At 41.2% G+C, this 14368-nt stretch carries 15 protein-coding genes; 9 read left to right on the top strand and 6 right to left on the bottom strand.

All coding sequences use genetic code 11. The features are described 5' to 3' along the window. Positions 1-303: 303 nt before the first annotated feature. Together V7K69_RS03395 and def are read right to left on the bottom strand one after the other, a co-directional pair. Entirely contained in the window at positions 304-507 is a 204-nt protein-coding gene (locus V7K69_RS03395; RefSeq protein ID WP_012410393.1) for a hypothetical protein, read from the bottom strand. Between the two features lie 10 nt (positions 508-517). Beyond that, positions 518-1081 carry a peptide deformylase gene (gene def / locus V7K69_RS03390; protein ID WP_335031414.1) on the bottom strand — a complete coding sequence of 188 codons (564 nt, stop codon included), beginning with the start codon at positions 1079-1081 and terminating at the stop codon, positions 518-520. Between the two features lie 117 nt (positions 1082-1198). On the opposite strand from def, the gene V7K69_RS03385 reads away from it, so the two are divergent. The 4 genes from V7K69_RS03385 to V7K69_RS03370 all read left to right on the top strand — a co-directional run bounded on the left by V7K69_RS03385 (position 1199) and on the right by V7K69_RS03370 (position 5038). Next, positions 1199-2101, top strand: a complete 903-nt coding sequence (locus V7K69_RS03385; protein ID WP_335031419.1) for a cell division protein FtsX — start codon at positions 1199-1201, stop codon at positions 2099-2101. Positions 2102-2422: 321 nt separating this feature from the next. Further along, a complete protein-coding gene (locus V7K69_RS03380) occupies positions 2423-2575 on the top strand; it encodes a lmo0937 family membrane protein (RefSeq protein WP_012410576.1) in 153 nt (50 codons plus the stop codon). A gap of 90 nt (positions 2576-2665) precedes the next feature. Next, on the top strand, positions 2666-3550 hold the full coding sequence (locus V7K69_RS03375; RefSeq protein ID WP_335031412.1) for a shikimate dehydrogenase: 885 nt from the start codon (positions 2666-2668) through the stop codon (positions 3548-3550). 285 nt (positions 3551-3835) lie between these two features. Continuing rightward, a complete protein-coding gene (locus V7K69_RS03370; RefSeq protein WP_335031410.1) occupies positions 3836-5038 on the top strand; it encodes an alpha/beta hydrolase in 1203 nt (400 codons plus the stop codon). A gap of 281 nt (positions 5039-5319) precedes the next feature. Here V7K69_RS03370 and V7K69_RS03365 read toward each other — a convergent pair whose 3' ends face one another. Continuing rightward, positions 5320-5931 (bottom strand): hypothetical protein, encoded by a 612-nt coding sequence (locus V7K69_RS03365; RefSeq protein WP_335031408.1) that lies wholly within the window; start codon positions 5929-5931, stop codon positions 5320-5322. Between the two features lie 217 nt (positions 5932-6148). Here V7K69_RS03365 and V7K69_RS03360 point away from each other — a divergent pair, with 217 nt between their 5' ends. The 3 genes from V7K69_RS03360 (at position 6149) to V7K69_RS03350 (ending at position 9665) form a co-directional block, all read left to right on the top strand. Continuing rightward, positions 6149-6580, top strand: coding sequence for a biotin carboxylase (locus tag V7K69_RS03360; protein ID WP_335031406.1), 432 nt, complete (start codon positions 6149-6151; stop codon positions 6578-6580). Between the two features lie 619 nt (positions 6581-7199). Continuing rightward, on the top strand, positions 7200-7829 hold the full coding sequence (locus tag V7K69_RS03355; RefSeq protein ID WP_335031404.1) for a Crp/Fnr family transcriptional regulator: 630 nt from the start codon (positions 7200-7202) through the stop codon (positions 7827-7829). A gap of 132 nt (positions 7830-7961) precedes the next feature. Beyond that, the gene (locus tag V7K69_RS03350; protein ID WP_335031402.1) at positions 7962-9665 is read left to right on the top strand and encodes an iron uptake porin; all 1704 of its coding nucleotides are present in this window, start codon (positions 7962-7964) and stop codon (positions 9663-9665) included. Positions 9666-9737: 72 nt separating this feature from the next. Here the strand turns inward: V7K69_RS03350 and V7K69_RS03345 are convergent, their stop codons facing one another. Further along, on the bottom strand, positions 9738-9998 hold the full coding sequence (locus V7K69_RS03345; RefSeq protein WP_012410563.1) for a hypothetical protein: 261 nt from the start codon (positions 9996-9998) through the stop codon (positions 9738-9740). A gap of 268 nt (positions 9999-10266) precedes the next feature. On the opposite strand from V7K69_RS03345, the gene V7K69_RS03340 reads away from it, so the two are divergent. Further along, a complete protein-coding gene (locus V7K69_RS03340; protein ID WP_335031400.1) occupies positions 10267-10872 on the top strand; it encodes a DUF3318 domain-containing protein in 606 nt (201 codons plus the stop codon). A 394-nt stretch (positions 10873-11266) separates the two neighbouring features. Next, positions 11267-11458 (top strand): hypothetical protein, encoded by a 192-nt coding sequence (locus V7K69_RS03335; protein ID WP_114082888.1) that lies wholly within the window; start codon positions 11267-11269, stop codon positions 11456-11458. Positions 11459-11668: 210 nt separating this feature from the next. Here V7K69_RS03335 and V7K69_RS03330 read toward each other — a convergent pair whose 3' ends face one another. Further along, complete coding sequence (locus V7K69_RS03330; RefSeq protein ID WP_335031397.1) at positions 11669-12073, bottom strand: hypothetical protein; 405 nt, start codon at positions 12071-12073, stop codon at positions 11669-11671. Between the two features lie 422 nt (positions 12074-12495). Continuing rightward, complete coding sequence (crtH, locus tag V7K69_RS03325; RefSeq protein WP_335031395.1) at positions 12496-13986, bottom strand: carotenoid isomerase; 1491 nt, start codon at positions 13984-13986, stop codon at positions 12496-12498. Positions 13987-14368: the final 382 nt, after the last annotated feature.

Here is a 14368-nt window from a genome sequence, read left to right as displayed (position 1 = left end):
TGTTTAATACCTAAGATTATTCATACTTTTGCTAAGTCTCTGATTAACTCAGCCCTGCTGGGTCATTTTGCATGGCTTAGTCTAAACTCCAGTACGAGAGGCTGCGCTTAGGAACCACCCCTCGTAGACATCGCCAAAACCCTACGAAGGGATGAATATCACCGACGTGACGGGGTTAACCGCAGCGCAGTTAGTAACGCTGAAAGCTTTAGGGGCAGTGGAAGATCCAGAGTAAAAATAAAAGGTAAAAGAATGAATTTTGCCTTTTCCTTCATCCTTTTACCTTTTTTATGTACCTGATGCTTATTTCATGTTAGCCCTTGCGTCCTTCACTGCGGCAAAGAAAAATAATCCGGTGAGTGGAATGCTCAATGCGAGGATAATCGCCGTGACTTGGAAACCCAAATCTGGTTGTCCGTAACTGAGTTCAAAAATCGAACCAACAGCTGCGATCGCACTTACACAAGAACCACCCAGAAATAAACTGCTTTTTGGAGTTAAATACACTACTAGCCCCCTATGCTATTGGTTTCACCGCTTGATACGAGAAGCCATTTTTAGATAGCTCCTGGGCTAAAGTCAAGGAGTTTTCTACACGGTCTACAAATACTACACCGTTGAGGTGATCCATTTCGTGCTGAATACAGCGTCCTAAAAGGGCATTAGCCTTTAATGTTCGAGGACGACCATATTCGTCTTTATAGGCTATCTCCACGACTTCAGGACGCTTTACGTCTAGATATACATTAGGAATGCTTAAGCATCCTTCTTCGGCAACAGAGATATCGCTGCTGACTTGTTTAATGGTGGGGTTAATCAACACCAAAGGCGGATTAGCTGCGTTTTCTGGTTCTAGGTCGATGACAATTAGTTGTTTGTGAATTCCCACTTGGGGGGCAGCCAAACCAATGCCATCTTTGCTGTACATAGTTTGCAGCATTTCCCGCACCATCCGGCGAAGTTCGTCATCTACTTTAGAAACCCGCTTTGCAGCTTGACGCAGCACGCGATCGCCTAAATAATGAAGCTCCAAAGGTGGATTTTTTAACTTTTTTTTCTCTACAGCAATTTCAGAAGGCATGAGTCTCAATGGCTAGTGGTGAAAAATCCTATTACTTTAATTCTATCAAGTTGGGGAATGGGGAATTGGGAATGGGGAATGGGGAACTATCTAATTACGAATTACGAATTACGAATTATGTTTAAGTCTTTCACGAAACTAGACTATCTGCTTAAAGAAACTTTCCTCGGTTTACTGCGGGGAGGTTGGATGAATTGGGCGGCTGTAAGTACTGTGACAGTGTTACTATTTTTATTTGGTTTGAGTTTGCAAACCTCTTGGCAAGTCGAAAAACTACTCTATCAGTTCGGTAGTCAGCTAGAAGTATCAGTTTATCTTGAACCGGATACACGGGCCGAAAACATTGAGCCACTAATCGCAAAAATGCCAGAGGTCGCGGCGATGCAAACAATTACCAAAGAGCAAGCTTGGACTAAGCTAGTTAAGGAAATGAGAATTTCTGATATTGAGGGTGCTACACAGCAGCTAGGTGAGAATCCTTTAGTTGACGAGATGAAAGTGAAAGCGCGTAATTCTCAAGTTGTACCAACTTTAGCAACGCAACTGGCTAAGTTGCCAGGAGTTGAGACGGTGGAGTATATCGATGAAGCAGTTAAACGCATTGCCCAGTTGCACCGAGGGCTGAACTGGATTACTTTAACAATTACGATTATTCTGACCTTAACAGCGATCGCAGTGACTACAACCACAATTCGGTTGATTGTCATGGCGCGACGGCAAGAAATTGAAATTATGCAACTAGTGGGAGCAACCTCAGCTTGGATTTACCTGCCGTTTATTTTACAAGGAATTGCTTTTGGTTTAGTTGGTGGTGCGATCGCTTGGAGTTTCATCTCTGTGATTCAACAGTTTCTTGGTAAATTGCTAGCCAATCAACCTGAGTTTATTCAAGTTATCAGCAATGGTGTGCAACTCACTCCAGCCCAAGTTTTACTATTACCCTTGATTCTTTTGAGTTTCGGTGCAGCTGTAGGATTAATGGGAAGCTTATTTGCAGTCCGAAGTTTTGCTAAAGGATAGTCAATGGTTGTTAATAGCGTTCCAAAGTCTATGCTAGTCATGGGAGAAGTCTGAATTGAAAAGCTGGTAACTTTCATCTTCATTACTTCTACCGCCTTTTTTTCTAATTCACATTAGGCATAATTTTGAATTTTGAAAGTGCTGCTCCTGTATGGCAGCAGGATATAAATCTAGCTATTCAAAAAGAATAAATGCTTGCAAATTACTTCTTAAGAAAGATGATTTAAATTTCCCAATCTATCTTAAGGCAAATAGGATAAAACTCAAGTTAGACGATAAAATATCTGAACAAATAAAAATCACCTTACTAAAAGTAAATATATGTTAGGTATACTTTGGGGTATTGTTGTTGTACTGGTTGCTTTTTGGGCATTAGGATTAGTACTTCATATTGCTGGAAATTTAATTCATGCAGTATTACTTATAGCGATTGCGCTTGCCATTTACAATTTTTTCAAAGCCCGTGATGTGTAAGAATTGGGTAAATATGTAGTGATAATAAAGACTGGAATCCTTGCGTTATAAGAATTGAGCAGGGAAAAATCACTACTGATTTATTGACAAATGGCAAATGACAAATTGATTACGGGTAAAACCAAACTGCTAGGGGTAATTGGACATCCGGTAGAACATTCGCTGTCGCCAGCAATGCATAATGCTGCGATTGCTAATTTAGGATTAGATTATGTTTATCTTCCCTTTCCCATAGCACCAGAGAATTTAGAAGTAGCGATCGCAGGCTTTGCCGCTATTGGTGTTGTCGGCTTTAGTGTTACAATCCCCCACAAACAGGCAATCATGCCCCTGCTCTCAGAAATTACCCCTCTTGCTCGAATGATAGGGGCTGTGAATACAGTTAGTCGCCAAAATAACCAATGGGTGGGGACAAACACAGATATAGAAGGATTTATCGCCCCTTTACAGACAACCTATAAGCAAGATTGGAGTCAGAAGGTAGCGGTAATTTTAGGAAATGGTGGCGCAGCCAGAGCAGTTGTAGCAGGTTGTCAGCAACTAGGTTTTGCCAAAATTCACGTTGTTGGGCGGAATGTGCAGAGATTACAAGAATTCCGCGATAGTTGGAGTAATTCATCTATAAGTGAAAATTTGCAAGTTCACCAATGGGAGGAACTTTCAAAGCTAATTCCCCAAGCTAATCTGCTGGTAAACACAACCCCCATAGGGATGTATCCCAAGGTTGATGAGTCGCCTTTGAGTGGAGAGGAAATAGCTAATTTACCAACGGGTGCGATCGCTTACGATTTAATATATATCCCTAAACCGACGCAATTTCTAGAGCAAGCTGAAAAACAAGGTGCAATTGCGATCGATGGCTTAGAAATGCTAGTCCAGCAAGGGGTAGCAGCATTAAAAATTTGGTTGCAGCAGGAAAATGTACCTGTAGAAGTGATGCGTCAAGCTTTGCAAAAACATTTGGGTTTAAGTTGATAGAGAAATAATTCCCCTGAGCTAGATTGCTTTTAGTGATAGCTTTTTAAAATCCGTAAGTAGCTCTTAAAGTGTGTCTATAAACCTTGTTGACATGAGCTTTATAGACACACAGATAGGTGTTAAAAAACAAGTGGTTGTATAGCCCACGTCCGTGAGCTACCCTTTTCATCCCAAAGACGCTGCGCTAACGGTAACGCCAACGGCGAATGTTTGTGTAGCTGCGATATTCCTTCGCCGGAGCTATTTATTTGCTTTGCAGTCATTATTACCGCATTCTAATTTATGTTTCCTAAACCCCAAATAGTTTTTTCATGGCTTGTATTATTACTAAGTTTCACAAGTCTATTTCTTAGTTCTTGGATTCTTCTTCCGGCTCCAAATATGTCTTTACTCACGCTAGCTGTGGGAGCGCCAGAAGTCAGTCCTTGGTTATTGTTATTAAATTTATTCTCTTTATTGCTTTCTTTTTTCTACATCCGTCGCTATAAAATACGGCGTTTAGCTTCCATTTTCAGTTCAATAGGATTGCTAATTTGTGCATGGGTGCTAGCGAATATCCCTTTGACTCAAATGCAGATGGATAAAGCGATGAAACAAGGATTGGGAACGCACTATCTAGAGCAGATTCCAGTCCAAGTAAGGGCTAAAATGCAAACCCATCCCTTTGATTTAGTCAATTCTTTTCGGGGTATTGCATTAAGTAAAATCCGTTATCAAAAAGATATTCTTTTTGCTTCTCCTGCGGGAGTGCCTTTAAAAATGGAAGTTTACCAACCACCACAGGTAGGGAAATATCCAGCAGTGGTAGTAATTTATGGTGGAGCTTGGCAATATGGAAACCCTCATGCCAATTCTGAGTTTAATCAATATATCGCTCATCAGGGATATACAGTATTTGCAATCGACTATCGACACGCACCTAAATATGAGTTTCCAACTCAGTTAGATGATGTGCGTACAGCCTTAAATTTTATTCGCAAAAATGCAGCAACTTATGAAGCCGATCCAGAACGTATGGTACTTATAGGACGTTCTGCGGGAGCGCACCTAGCAATGCTAGCGGCTTATCAAACAGATGCACCACCTATTCGGGCTGTAATTAACTATTACGGGCCTGTTAACTTGACTGAAGGATACAAAACGCCACCAGTTCCCGATCCTATTAACACCCGCGCTGTTTTAAAAGCATTTCTCGGTGGTTCATTAGAAGAATTGCCTAATCAGTACGAAATTGCTTCACCGATAAATTATCTAACGCACTCTTTACCACCAACTTTATTAATTTACGGTAGTCGCGACCATTTGGTGGAAGCCCGATTTGGCAGACAGATGTATGAACGTTTACATGATTCTGGTAATACTGCGGTTTTTCTACAAATTCCTTGGGCAGAACACGCTTTTGATGCCGTCTTCAACGGTGTGAGCAATCAATTAGCGTTATATTATACCGAGAGGTTTTTGGCGTGGGCGTTGTTCAAACAATAATTTCATTAACGTACAGCAGCAGTCAGAGTATAAAGACTCATTAACGGAGTTCCAAGACTCATTAACGGAGTTCCAAGACTCATTAACGGAGTTCCAAGACTCATTAACGGAGTTCCAAGACTCATTAACGGAGTTCCAAGACTCATTAACGGAGTTCAAAGACTCATTAACGGAGTTCAAAGACTCATTAACGGAGTTCAAAGCCTCATTAACGGAGTTCAAAGCCTCATTAACGGAGTTCAAAGACTCAATGAGGTTTACTCAGCACTCATCACTCAGCACTATTTCGACGGCCAACGCCAGTTATAGCGATTCCATTCGTAGATTCCTTGAATTTCATACTCAGCGCCGTTGAAGAAGCGGACGACGCAGTTAGTAGAGGAATCATCGCCATCGCTAATTTCCTCGACCTTAATCACCATACAAGGAAACCATTCGCGCTTACAAGGCCCATCTTTTTGCACCCATTCCCATAGTGCATTGGAAACTTCAATGCGATCGCCTACTCTTAACTTTAGTGCATCCTCAAAATAAGAATACTTATCAAAATGGCATGACTCAACACGATTGAGCCACTGTAAACCGTAGCGTTCCCGGATAAATTGTACTGTTCCAGAGTCATTTTCTAGCAGCCAGTCATTAAGTAATTGCACTTTCCAAGTGCGATTGCGCTGTTCTTCATCTTTAACAAACTGTAAAAATACTTCTAACTCCTCTGGTGTAAGTTCGTCTAAAGGATTAGCAATATCTGATGCCCTAGAGGTAGAATTTCCCTGAATTTGCTCGACCACTTGCAGTAAAATCTGTTTCTGCGCGTCAGTGAGAGGACAGCTAGCTGCATCACAATCATTAAAGGCTGCGAGCATAGATGCTTCAATCTCATCTGGAGTCATAATTTAATCGCAATTGAGGGTTTATTTCCCTAATTATTACTTTTTCTAGTGTGTGTAGGGGAGTTTTAATGATTCCTATACGGATATCACAAGAATTCTACCTTTGATAACAGTGGGTACGAAAGGTTAAATTAAGGTCTTCAATCCCCTTGTAGTTAAATTCAGGTAAGCTGAGGTTATAAGTTACATATTTTTGGATTAAGTAACGGGGTCTTGTATGCGGTTGCGGTCACTCACGGTCGTTTTTATTTCCTGTCTCATCGCCTTGCTATCGTGGGTGATTACTCCCCCTGCTATAGCGTTGACACAGATTAAATTATTTGATGTTTCTTATAAAGATTGTCCGCCAGAACTGGCACAAGGGGCTGTTATCAGTAGTGGTAGTGCGGCTGCCAATTGTTTTATTGTGATTGGCAAAGCAGAAAATGGCACAAATAAAACAGTCTACGACGCAGATATTTTTGGACGCATCTATGATGCTAACAATGACTCAGTGATGCAAAACCGCACTCGATTAGGTTCTATTACTGAAGTGCCGCCAGGGATTAGCGATTTCCAACTGAGAATTTCTGTACCAGCAAATCAACCTACTCCGTTGAAGCTGAAGCAGTTTAAGGCTGCTGGATTTAGTGGTCAAGTGCGTAGGTAAAAGCAAGCTGTCGCGCATTGAATTTGCATAACTAGGGCGGGAAAGATGCCCACTCTACAGGAGAGTTATTTTTGGCGGATACAAATTAAAAGATTTTTACCTTACCAATTTTAGATTTGAGATTTAGGAGTCGGTGCGTTATTCTGCACAAGAAGAGGTTTTCCAATCAATATTTTAAACGCAATAGGGACTTCCAGTAAAAAAAGTCCCGTCGCTGCGTTTGGGTCTACGGTGTATACACAAGTCTTAAAGACTTAGCTTAATGCGGTTTCGCTCGTTCTCATACTCCGTATGGGTGCGAGAGAAACCCACCTTTTTCGGTTGAAAACTTGCTCGATAAAAATAATTTAAGTAAACATTTTACTAAAAGCTTACCTATTCTTAAACTTGCACAACTAAAGTAACAAATAAACAACTGAAAAGAATTAGTATCTAGCTAACTGATAGATACCTAAAACAAGAAGTTGTTTCAAGGAAAAGATTTTGAGTTAGTCTTTAGCTCTCATGGGTAAAATACACATAATTAGATACACAGGTGGATTTTGATTTATACAAATTATTAGAGTTTCTTAATCATTTTAAATATCGAGATTGCCTGATAATTATGTAGTTACTGTTAATGATATATTCCATAACTCCTACTTCAAACTCTTCTGCCGTGTCAAATAGCTCTGCTTTAAGCGGACAATTTCCCCAGCAGATATTTACCCGTAGGGAAGTAATTCCACTTCAAAATGACGTACTTTGGCGTATTGAATATGGTGCAGTTCGTACCTTAACGTGGGATGAAGATGGAACATTCATCACTCTTGGTTATTGGGGATTAGGGGATCTGATTGGCTATCCTTTATCTAGAGTCAAGCCCTACCAAATTGAATGTCTCACAGGCGTAGAAGTAAGCATTGTACCACCTCATTTATGGCATCAAGATATTAATGCTTTGTTGTCCCATATTCAACAAGCCGAGGATCTACTGAGTATTGTGCATCGAAAACCAATTTCGCTACGCTTATGGCAATTTTTGGTGTGGTTAAGTGAAAAATTTGGACGTGATGTAGATAAGGGAAAGCTAATTGATTTAAATGTTACCCATCAAGATATTGCTGAAGTATTAAATACCACGCGAGTAACAGTTACCCGCCTTTTACAGCAATTGGAGGAAGAAGGAACAGTTTTGCGTCACAAACGCCGCATTATTTTGCGTTTACCAAATAAACTAATTAAAAATTATGGTTCAGCAGTATGTTAGCTGAATTACTTGTAAAATTCACAGAGTGTAATGTATAATCGTGTCTGTGATTGTGTGTAGAATTCCCGAAAGTAAAGTGTTATAAGCGTTTTACAGTGGTCGGGTTATTTAGGTGTGAGTGAAAGTAAAAACATGACAAAACGATTCTGGAATCTTTTTAAGGTTAGCCCAGTTATTGTAGCTGCTACATTTTTTGTGGCTAATAGCGCTCTAGCTGCTGAAGTCAACGAACAAGTAACAAATGCTGCCCAGTTATCTGAAGCTCAAGACTCTAATAATATGAGTCAGGTAACATCAGTTTCGCAATTTTCAGATGTGCAACCTACAGATTGGGCATTCCAAGCTTTACAATCTCTAGTTGAGCGTTATGGCTGTATTGCAGGTTATCCCAACAGTACTTATCGTGGGAACCGTGCTTTGACCCGTTATGAATTTGCCGCAGGTTTGAATGCCTGTTTAGATCGGGTTAACGAACTGATTGCTACAGCTACTGCTGATTTAGTCAGCAAACAAGATTTAGCTACTTTACAGCGCTTACAAGAAGAATATTCTGCTGAATTAGCAACTCTGCGTGGTCGTGTGGATGGATTAGAAGCCCGCACTTCTGAACTAGAAGCCAATCAGTTTTCCACTACTACCAAGTTGGTTGGAGAAGCAATTTTTGCCGTGTCTGATGTTTTTGGTGGAGATCGGGCTGATTTAGACCTCGATGCTAATAATAATCCAGACTTGAATTACAACACCACTTTTTCTGATCGGGTGCGTTTGAACTTGTACAGCAGTTTCTTTGGTACAGACCAATTGCAAATCCGTTTGAATGCTGGCAATATCATTTCCAATACTGGTAGTATCACTGCTGGTGTTGCAAGCGGCACTGGTACTAACATGACCCGTTTAGGTTTTGATGGTGGTACTGACAACTCTGTTGCGATTGATAAAATCAACTATGCTTTCAATTTTACTGACGCAGTGCGTGTCAAAATTGACGCTAGTGGTGGTGAATTATACGAAAACGTAAACACCTTCAACCCTGACTTTGCAAGCTCTGGTAGAGGTGCGCTCTCTCGCTATGGACGTTTCAGTCCAATTTACCGTCAAGGTCAAAATGGTGCTGGGTTGACAGTTACCTTCAATCCTAACGAAGCTATCAGCTTGACTGGTGCTTATTTAGCAGGAAGTACTTCCAGTACTACTAATGGTGTTACAACTATCTTTGGTGCTAGTAATCCCGCCCTTAATAACGGGCTGATAGATGGTGATAATACCATCTTCGGTCAATTAACTTTCAAACCTACCAAAGCCTTCAATATTGGTTTAACCTACGCCCGTAGTTACTTCGCTGGCAATGCTGCCAACAACAACCTCTTCCAAGGTACAGGTAGTACTTTTGCCAACAATCCTTTTGGGAATAATATTCGTACTGAATCTAACAACTACGGTATAGAAGCTACCTTCCAACTTAGCTCTACCTTAGCTGTTAGTGGTTGGGGGGGTTATACAACTGCTGATGCTAGGACTGGTGCTAACGTGGGTAGAGATGCAGATGTTTGGTACTGGGCTGGGGCGCTTGCTTTGAAAGACTTTGGTGGAGAAGGCAACGTCTTAGGTGTTATCTTTGGTCAACCACCTAAAGTTACTGGTGGTAGCATTAAAAATGTTGCCGCCAATGTTAACTTAGACGACGACACATCTTATCACTTAGAGGGTCTTTATAAGTTCAAGCTTTCCGATAATATTCAGGTAACTCCTGGCGTATTGGTAATCTTCAATCCAGAGCATAACGATGCCAACGATACTATTTATGTAGGTACTCTACGTACTACATTCACCTTCTAAAATTAGCAAAGCTGAGAATTATATAAACAAAACCCCGCCTTAAGGTGGGGTTTTGTTTAGGAAAAAAATTAGCTATGTAGGATTATAATCGGGCTGATTGGATATATCTTTAGGGGGGCGATCGCTACTCCAAGCCCACCACACAGTACCACAGTGGCAATAATAAAACTCTTGCCATTTGCGACGACGGTCTTCTGTAAGTACAGGCGATCGCCGATTTAGCCAAACTTTTTCAGCTTCTCGGCTAGTTGAGTGGCAATTAGGACAGCAAAATTCATAAGCATGGATTGCCTGATTCGTCCATTCAGGTGGGAGGGTAGCAAAAGCGTCCATATCGTTACAGTAATATCAATGGTGATCCAAAACTTTCAGGTTTTGAACTTGGGGGCAAACGGATACTATAAAATCCCGCCACACTATCAAATTGCTTTATCAAAATTCTTATGGCTTTGTCTAAACTATTTACAAATTGCCATTTCCAGAGATTTTCACTAATAGAATAACTATCTAGAAAGATTGCGATCGCATCTCACAAATCAAAGGTTAACACAAATGGTAACTAAAATAATTACTATGCACATTATGGCTAATAATTAAATTTATGGAGCCAAATGTTGAAATTCGCCGTTTATTAGATGTAATGCCTGCTTCTGGCCGGATGACGACAAAAATCGTTAGTAAGCCGGAACAGGCAAAAGTGATTGATGCGTCCTTTCCCCAACCCTGGAATCAGACGCGACCAATATATATTAATTTCGATTTATGGCGTAGCCTAGCAAAGCCGCAACGAGACTTGCTACTGTTGCAGATGGTTAGCTGGTTGACGGGGGTGAAGTGGTTTAAACCCAACATTTATCAAGGTGTCGTGCTAGTGGGGATGTTAGGCGGCTTATTAGAAGCATCACAGTCAGATGTGGTGGGTGTAGCCATAGCTGGGGGATTAAGTGCGATCGCTGCTTTTCGGATCTGGCGCACTAATAAATCTCAAGAGTCACAGTTAAATGCCGATGCAGCAGCAATTCGCATAGCACAACGGCGCGGTTATTCAGAAGCTGAAGCAGCGCAGCACCTATTGTTGGCAATTGAGGCGGTAGCAAAAATTGAAGGGCGTTCTGGTTTAAATTTTACTGAGTTGATTCGTTGTCAAAATCTTAGAGCGATCGCAGGTTTATCACCAGTGGGTATGCCACAAAGTTATGATAAGTAGAATAAATGTCTCTGGTGCCCATTTTTAGCAATATATGGGTTTTTGACAGCGATCGCTCCCACAACATCTAAAATTAGATGAGTGTTTTGTGTTGTCTAAGCTTAATTTTTAGCATCATAATTTATACTTTTTTATCACTACAGCAAGCTTTTAGCCACAAATACGACTTTGTGCATTTAGCTCAAAGGTTCTAACGGAATGCAATATATGAGCTTCTAGCTAGCTGCAAAGCATGGGGCTATTCTACACTGGAATCAGAGAAGGTGTGTTTAACTGACTTAGATGTAAAAAACTGGGGAGTTTTATCATACCTCTCGGCGTTGCTGATGAAGTGCTTACCTAGTGTGGTAAAACTTAACTTAAATTCTGTCAGTTACTAACGGAGTTGATAGGAATGGGTACTTTAATTGTTATTGGCTTGATAGGGGTTTACGGAGGTGGCGTTTGGAAGTTTTGGAATGGATTTGGACGGACTAATTTTAATCAAACTTTGAGCAATCGCATTGGTTTATCCTTGCTATGGCCAGCTTTGTTTATTACGAATCAATCCTATCGTCGAAACTTTAGAAAAGCGTTGAAGGGCTAGAGTTTAATATTAAGTGTAACGTCATCTAAATGTGACAGTGGCATATATACTAATATCAATCTAACCCACCAACCCCCTTTCCCTAGTAGGGAAAGGGGGTTGTCTTTAATTCTCCTTAAAGGAGAGGAATTAGGGGAGGAATAAATTCGTAGTGTTTACAAGTGGAACCTGTTAACAATTGGGAAGTATTTTCGCTGATGAATTTACGAATTATTTGCCATTGGTCAGTAGATGGATTGCTGCACCTACAGCGGCACCATCAACAGCATTCCCAAGGGTATCTCTGCTATCGCCAGTAACTACGCCGGTCACAGCGCTAGCACCTGCACCGACTCCGACATCTTGACCAATGTTCCGGTGACGGCGATTGCGAGTGTTTCTCAGACCATTTGCACCATTGACGGCTGCACCAGTGACACCACCTTTGACGGCATTGCCTAATACACCACCATTTCCCCTAACGGCTCCGGTGACGACGTTGGTAACAGCCCCAATACCTGCATCTCGTAGTACTTGGTCATCAGCAGCAGCAGGTTTAGCAGGAACCAAAGTTACACCAGCTAAACTTGCAGCCATGAGGCTGGGTAGAAGTGCGCGTTTTAGGATTTTATTCATTATGTTACCTTCTCAAAACATCAAACAATTGGCTAAAAACCAAAGTTACTAGAGTCAGATAAAATCTGAATTTTTTATCTTGACAACAAAGCAACTATTTATTGTTCGAGAACATATACATAGTCACATTTATCAAGTCATAACGGCATCTACTGAAAGCATGAATATATATTAAGCCCTGAGAAGGTCTTACTAATTTATTCGCTGATACTAGAGATTACACATTGACAAAATAAATCAAATATGTATGTTAGACTTTTCGTCTATAAAGTTTTATTTTTCATTACTAGCAAGCGATTTTTGATGAGCAACCGTATAGGGTTTACCCTATCTATCTAAAGGTAGGTACCAAAATAATTAAATTAACTGATCTGAGTTAATATTTAATTTTCTTAGATTAGCAGCCAAGCGCTGCGATCGCATTAAAATCCTAAATCTACAGCAATCCGGTGGGCGCAAGCAAACCCAGAAAAAGCTACTGCATTCAATCCCTGACCAGGAAAGGTACTATCCCCGACACAATAAAGTCCTGGAATGGCTGTGCGATTAAAGGGCATCTTCAATAACCCCCGCAACTTACGCCTGGGAATTGGCCCATAAGTGCCATCCTGACGACCCAAAAAGCGGCGATGGGTGCGGGGTGTGCCTACCTCTAGATAATCCAATCCAGCATCTAAGCCAGGAAAAATCTTCTCTAGGCGGTCAATAATTCGCCCAGCCGCCTCTTCTTTCTTCGCTTCGTACTCGCTTGGAGAAAGTTCTTGCCAATCATCAATCCAGTGAGGTGTGAAGGCATGAATGATGTGATATCCACTTGGCGCTAAATCTGGGTCAAGCAATGTGGGAATCGAAACAAAAATTGTCCCTTCCACTGCTGTCATCTTTTCCCAACCTTCCAGCAAAATATGGTGGCACTCTGTCCCCACAGCTAAAACTGACTCTTTTACCCCTATATGTAAACTCAAGAAGCTAGGAGATTTTTGATAATTTTGTTGATACTTTTTCGCATTAAATGGGATTTCTTCTGCTGGTAGTAGTTGCTCAAATGTATCCCAGCGTGTGGCGTTAGAAACTATGCGTTTACCCCGATATATTTTACCATTCGCCAGTTGCACACCTACCGCTTTTCCGTTTTCTGTGAGGATTTTCGTGACTCTAGCTTGGTATTGAATTTTACCCCCAGCTTTCTCTAGACCTTCCACCAGTTTTTGGGCAATTTGTCCTACTCCGCCTTTAGGATAGTTAACTCCGCCATAATGCCTGTCAGAAAAGACCATCCCAGCATTAATCATTGGTGTCATGTCTGACGGAACCACCGACCAGCAATAACATTCCATATCGATAAATTTTAGTAGTTCGGGATCTTTGATGTAGCGTCTGGCAAAATCCCCAGCATTTTGGGGCAGATACTTAACTAAACCGAGACACGCCAAAGGATGCTGGAAAAATACCCGCAGTAGATACCGAGGTTCTTCCAACGACAGTAAATCCATGCTGTTGAGACACTTGAATACTTTTTGGCATTCGTCATAAAAGCGACGAATCCCTTTTTCTTCATGGGGAAAATGAGCAATAAGATTTTGCAAAAATTTTTCATATACCCGGTCAACCTTCAGGTCTAAACCTTGGGGTAGGTGATAGTGAATCTGTACCGGATCTGCGATCGCATCTTGGCTAACATTCACAGCTGCCAAAGCGCGGGTAAGTAAGTTTGTAGTGCCGTTTTGTCCCAACCCAAAAATCATCGATGCGCCAACATCAAATCGATAGCCTTGGCGTTCAAAATAGCCTGCGCTACCGCCTGGAATCAAATAACGTTCCAGCACCAGCACTTTCGCCCCCTTAGCGGCTAGTTGAGTCGCTGTTACTAATCCGCCAATACCAGACCCAATTACGATTGCGTCATTTGTCATTTGTCATTTGTCCTTTGTCATTTGTCCTTTGTCATTTGTACTGAGCGTATCGCTAAAGCCAAAGCTCCGCTAACGCGTAGCCTCTCGTAGAGAAGTATTTGTCCTTTTTGTCTAATATTTAAATTTAACTAATGACTAATGACCAAGGACAAATGACACATGACCAATGACCAATCAAAAAAAAGAGGGACGAGCCTGCTACTGCTGGCTAATCCCGTCTGCCGATCCTTAAAAGAGAGGAGAACACTGGATATTAATATAGCTTTGATTGAGAATAGATGTCAACTACTAATGAAATAATTTCTCAATAAATTAGAGAGTATTAATTTTAGCTGTCAACGAACAGGAAAAGGGCAGGAAGCTTTCTAGCTAGGGGGAGAAC

It is taken from the genome of Nostoc sp. (genome assembly GCF_036917775.1).
GTDB lineage: Bacteria > Cyanobacteriota > Cyanobacteriia > Cyanobacteriales > Nostocaceae > Nostoc.
This window is presented reverse-complemented; position numbering and strand designations above follow the sequence as displayed.

Excerpts from the sequence above, each read along its gene's own strand:
- def (WP_335031414.1), bottom strand. The coding sequence starts at position 1,081 with ATGCCTTCTGAAATTGCTGTAGAGAAAAAAAAGTTAAAAAATCCACCT.
- V7K69_RS03385 (WP_335031419.1), top strand. The coding sequence starts at position 1,199 with ATGTTTAAGTCTTTCACGAAACTAGACTATCTGCTTAAAGAAACTTTC.
- V7K69_RS03380 (WP_012410576.1), top strand. The coding sequence starts at position 2,423 with ATGTTAGGTATACTTTGGGGTATTGTTGTTGTACTGGTTGCTTTTTGG.
- V7K69_RS03375 (WP_335031412.1), top strand. The coding sequence starts at position 2,666 with ATGGCAAATGACAAATTGATTACGGGTAAAACCAAACTGCTAGGGGTA.
- V7K69_RS03370 (WP_335031410.1), top strand. The coding sequence starts at position 3,836 with ATGTTTCCTAAACCCCAAATAGTTTTTTCATGGCTTGTATTATTACTA.
- V7K69_RS03365 (WP_335031408.1), bottom strand. The coding sequence starts at position 5,931 with ATGACTCCAGATGAGATTGAAGCATCTATGCTCGCAGCCTTTAATGAT.
- V7K69_RS03360 (WP_335031406.1), top strand. The coding sequence starts at position 6,149 with ATGCGGTTGCGGTCACTCACGGTCGTTTTTATTTCCTGTCTCATCGCC.
- V7K69_RS03355 (WP_335031404.1), top strand. The coding sequence starts at position 7,200 with ATGATATATTCCATAACTCCTACTTCAAACTCTTCTGCCGTGTCAAAT.
- V7K69_RS03350 (WP_335031402.1), top strand. The coding sequence starts at position 7,962 with ATGACAAAACGATTCTGGAATCTTTTTAAGGTTAGCCCAGTTATTGTA.
- V7K69_RS03345 (WP_012410563.1), bottom strand. The coding sequence starts at position 9,998 with ATGGACGCTTTTGCTACCCTCCCACCTGAATGGACGAATCAGGCAATC.
- V7K69_RS03340 (WP_335031400.1), top strand. The coding sequence starts at position 10,267 with ATGGAGCCAAATGTTGAAATTCGCCGTTTATTAGATGTAATGCCTGCT.
- V7K69_RS03335 (WP_114082888.1), top strand. The coding sequence starts at position 11,267 with ATGGGTACTTTAATTGTTATTGGCTTGATAGGGGTTTACGGAGGTGGC.
- V7K69_RS03330 (WP_335031397.1), bottom strand. The coding sequence starts at position 12,073 with ATGAATAAAATCCTAAAACGCGCACTTCTACCCAGCCTCATGGCTGCA.
- crtH (WP_335031395.1), bottom strand. The coding sequence starts at position 13,986 with ATGACAAATGACGCAATCGTAATTGGGTCTGGTATTGGCGGATTAGTA.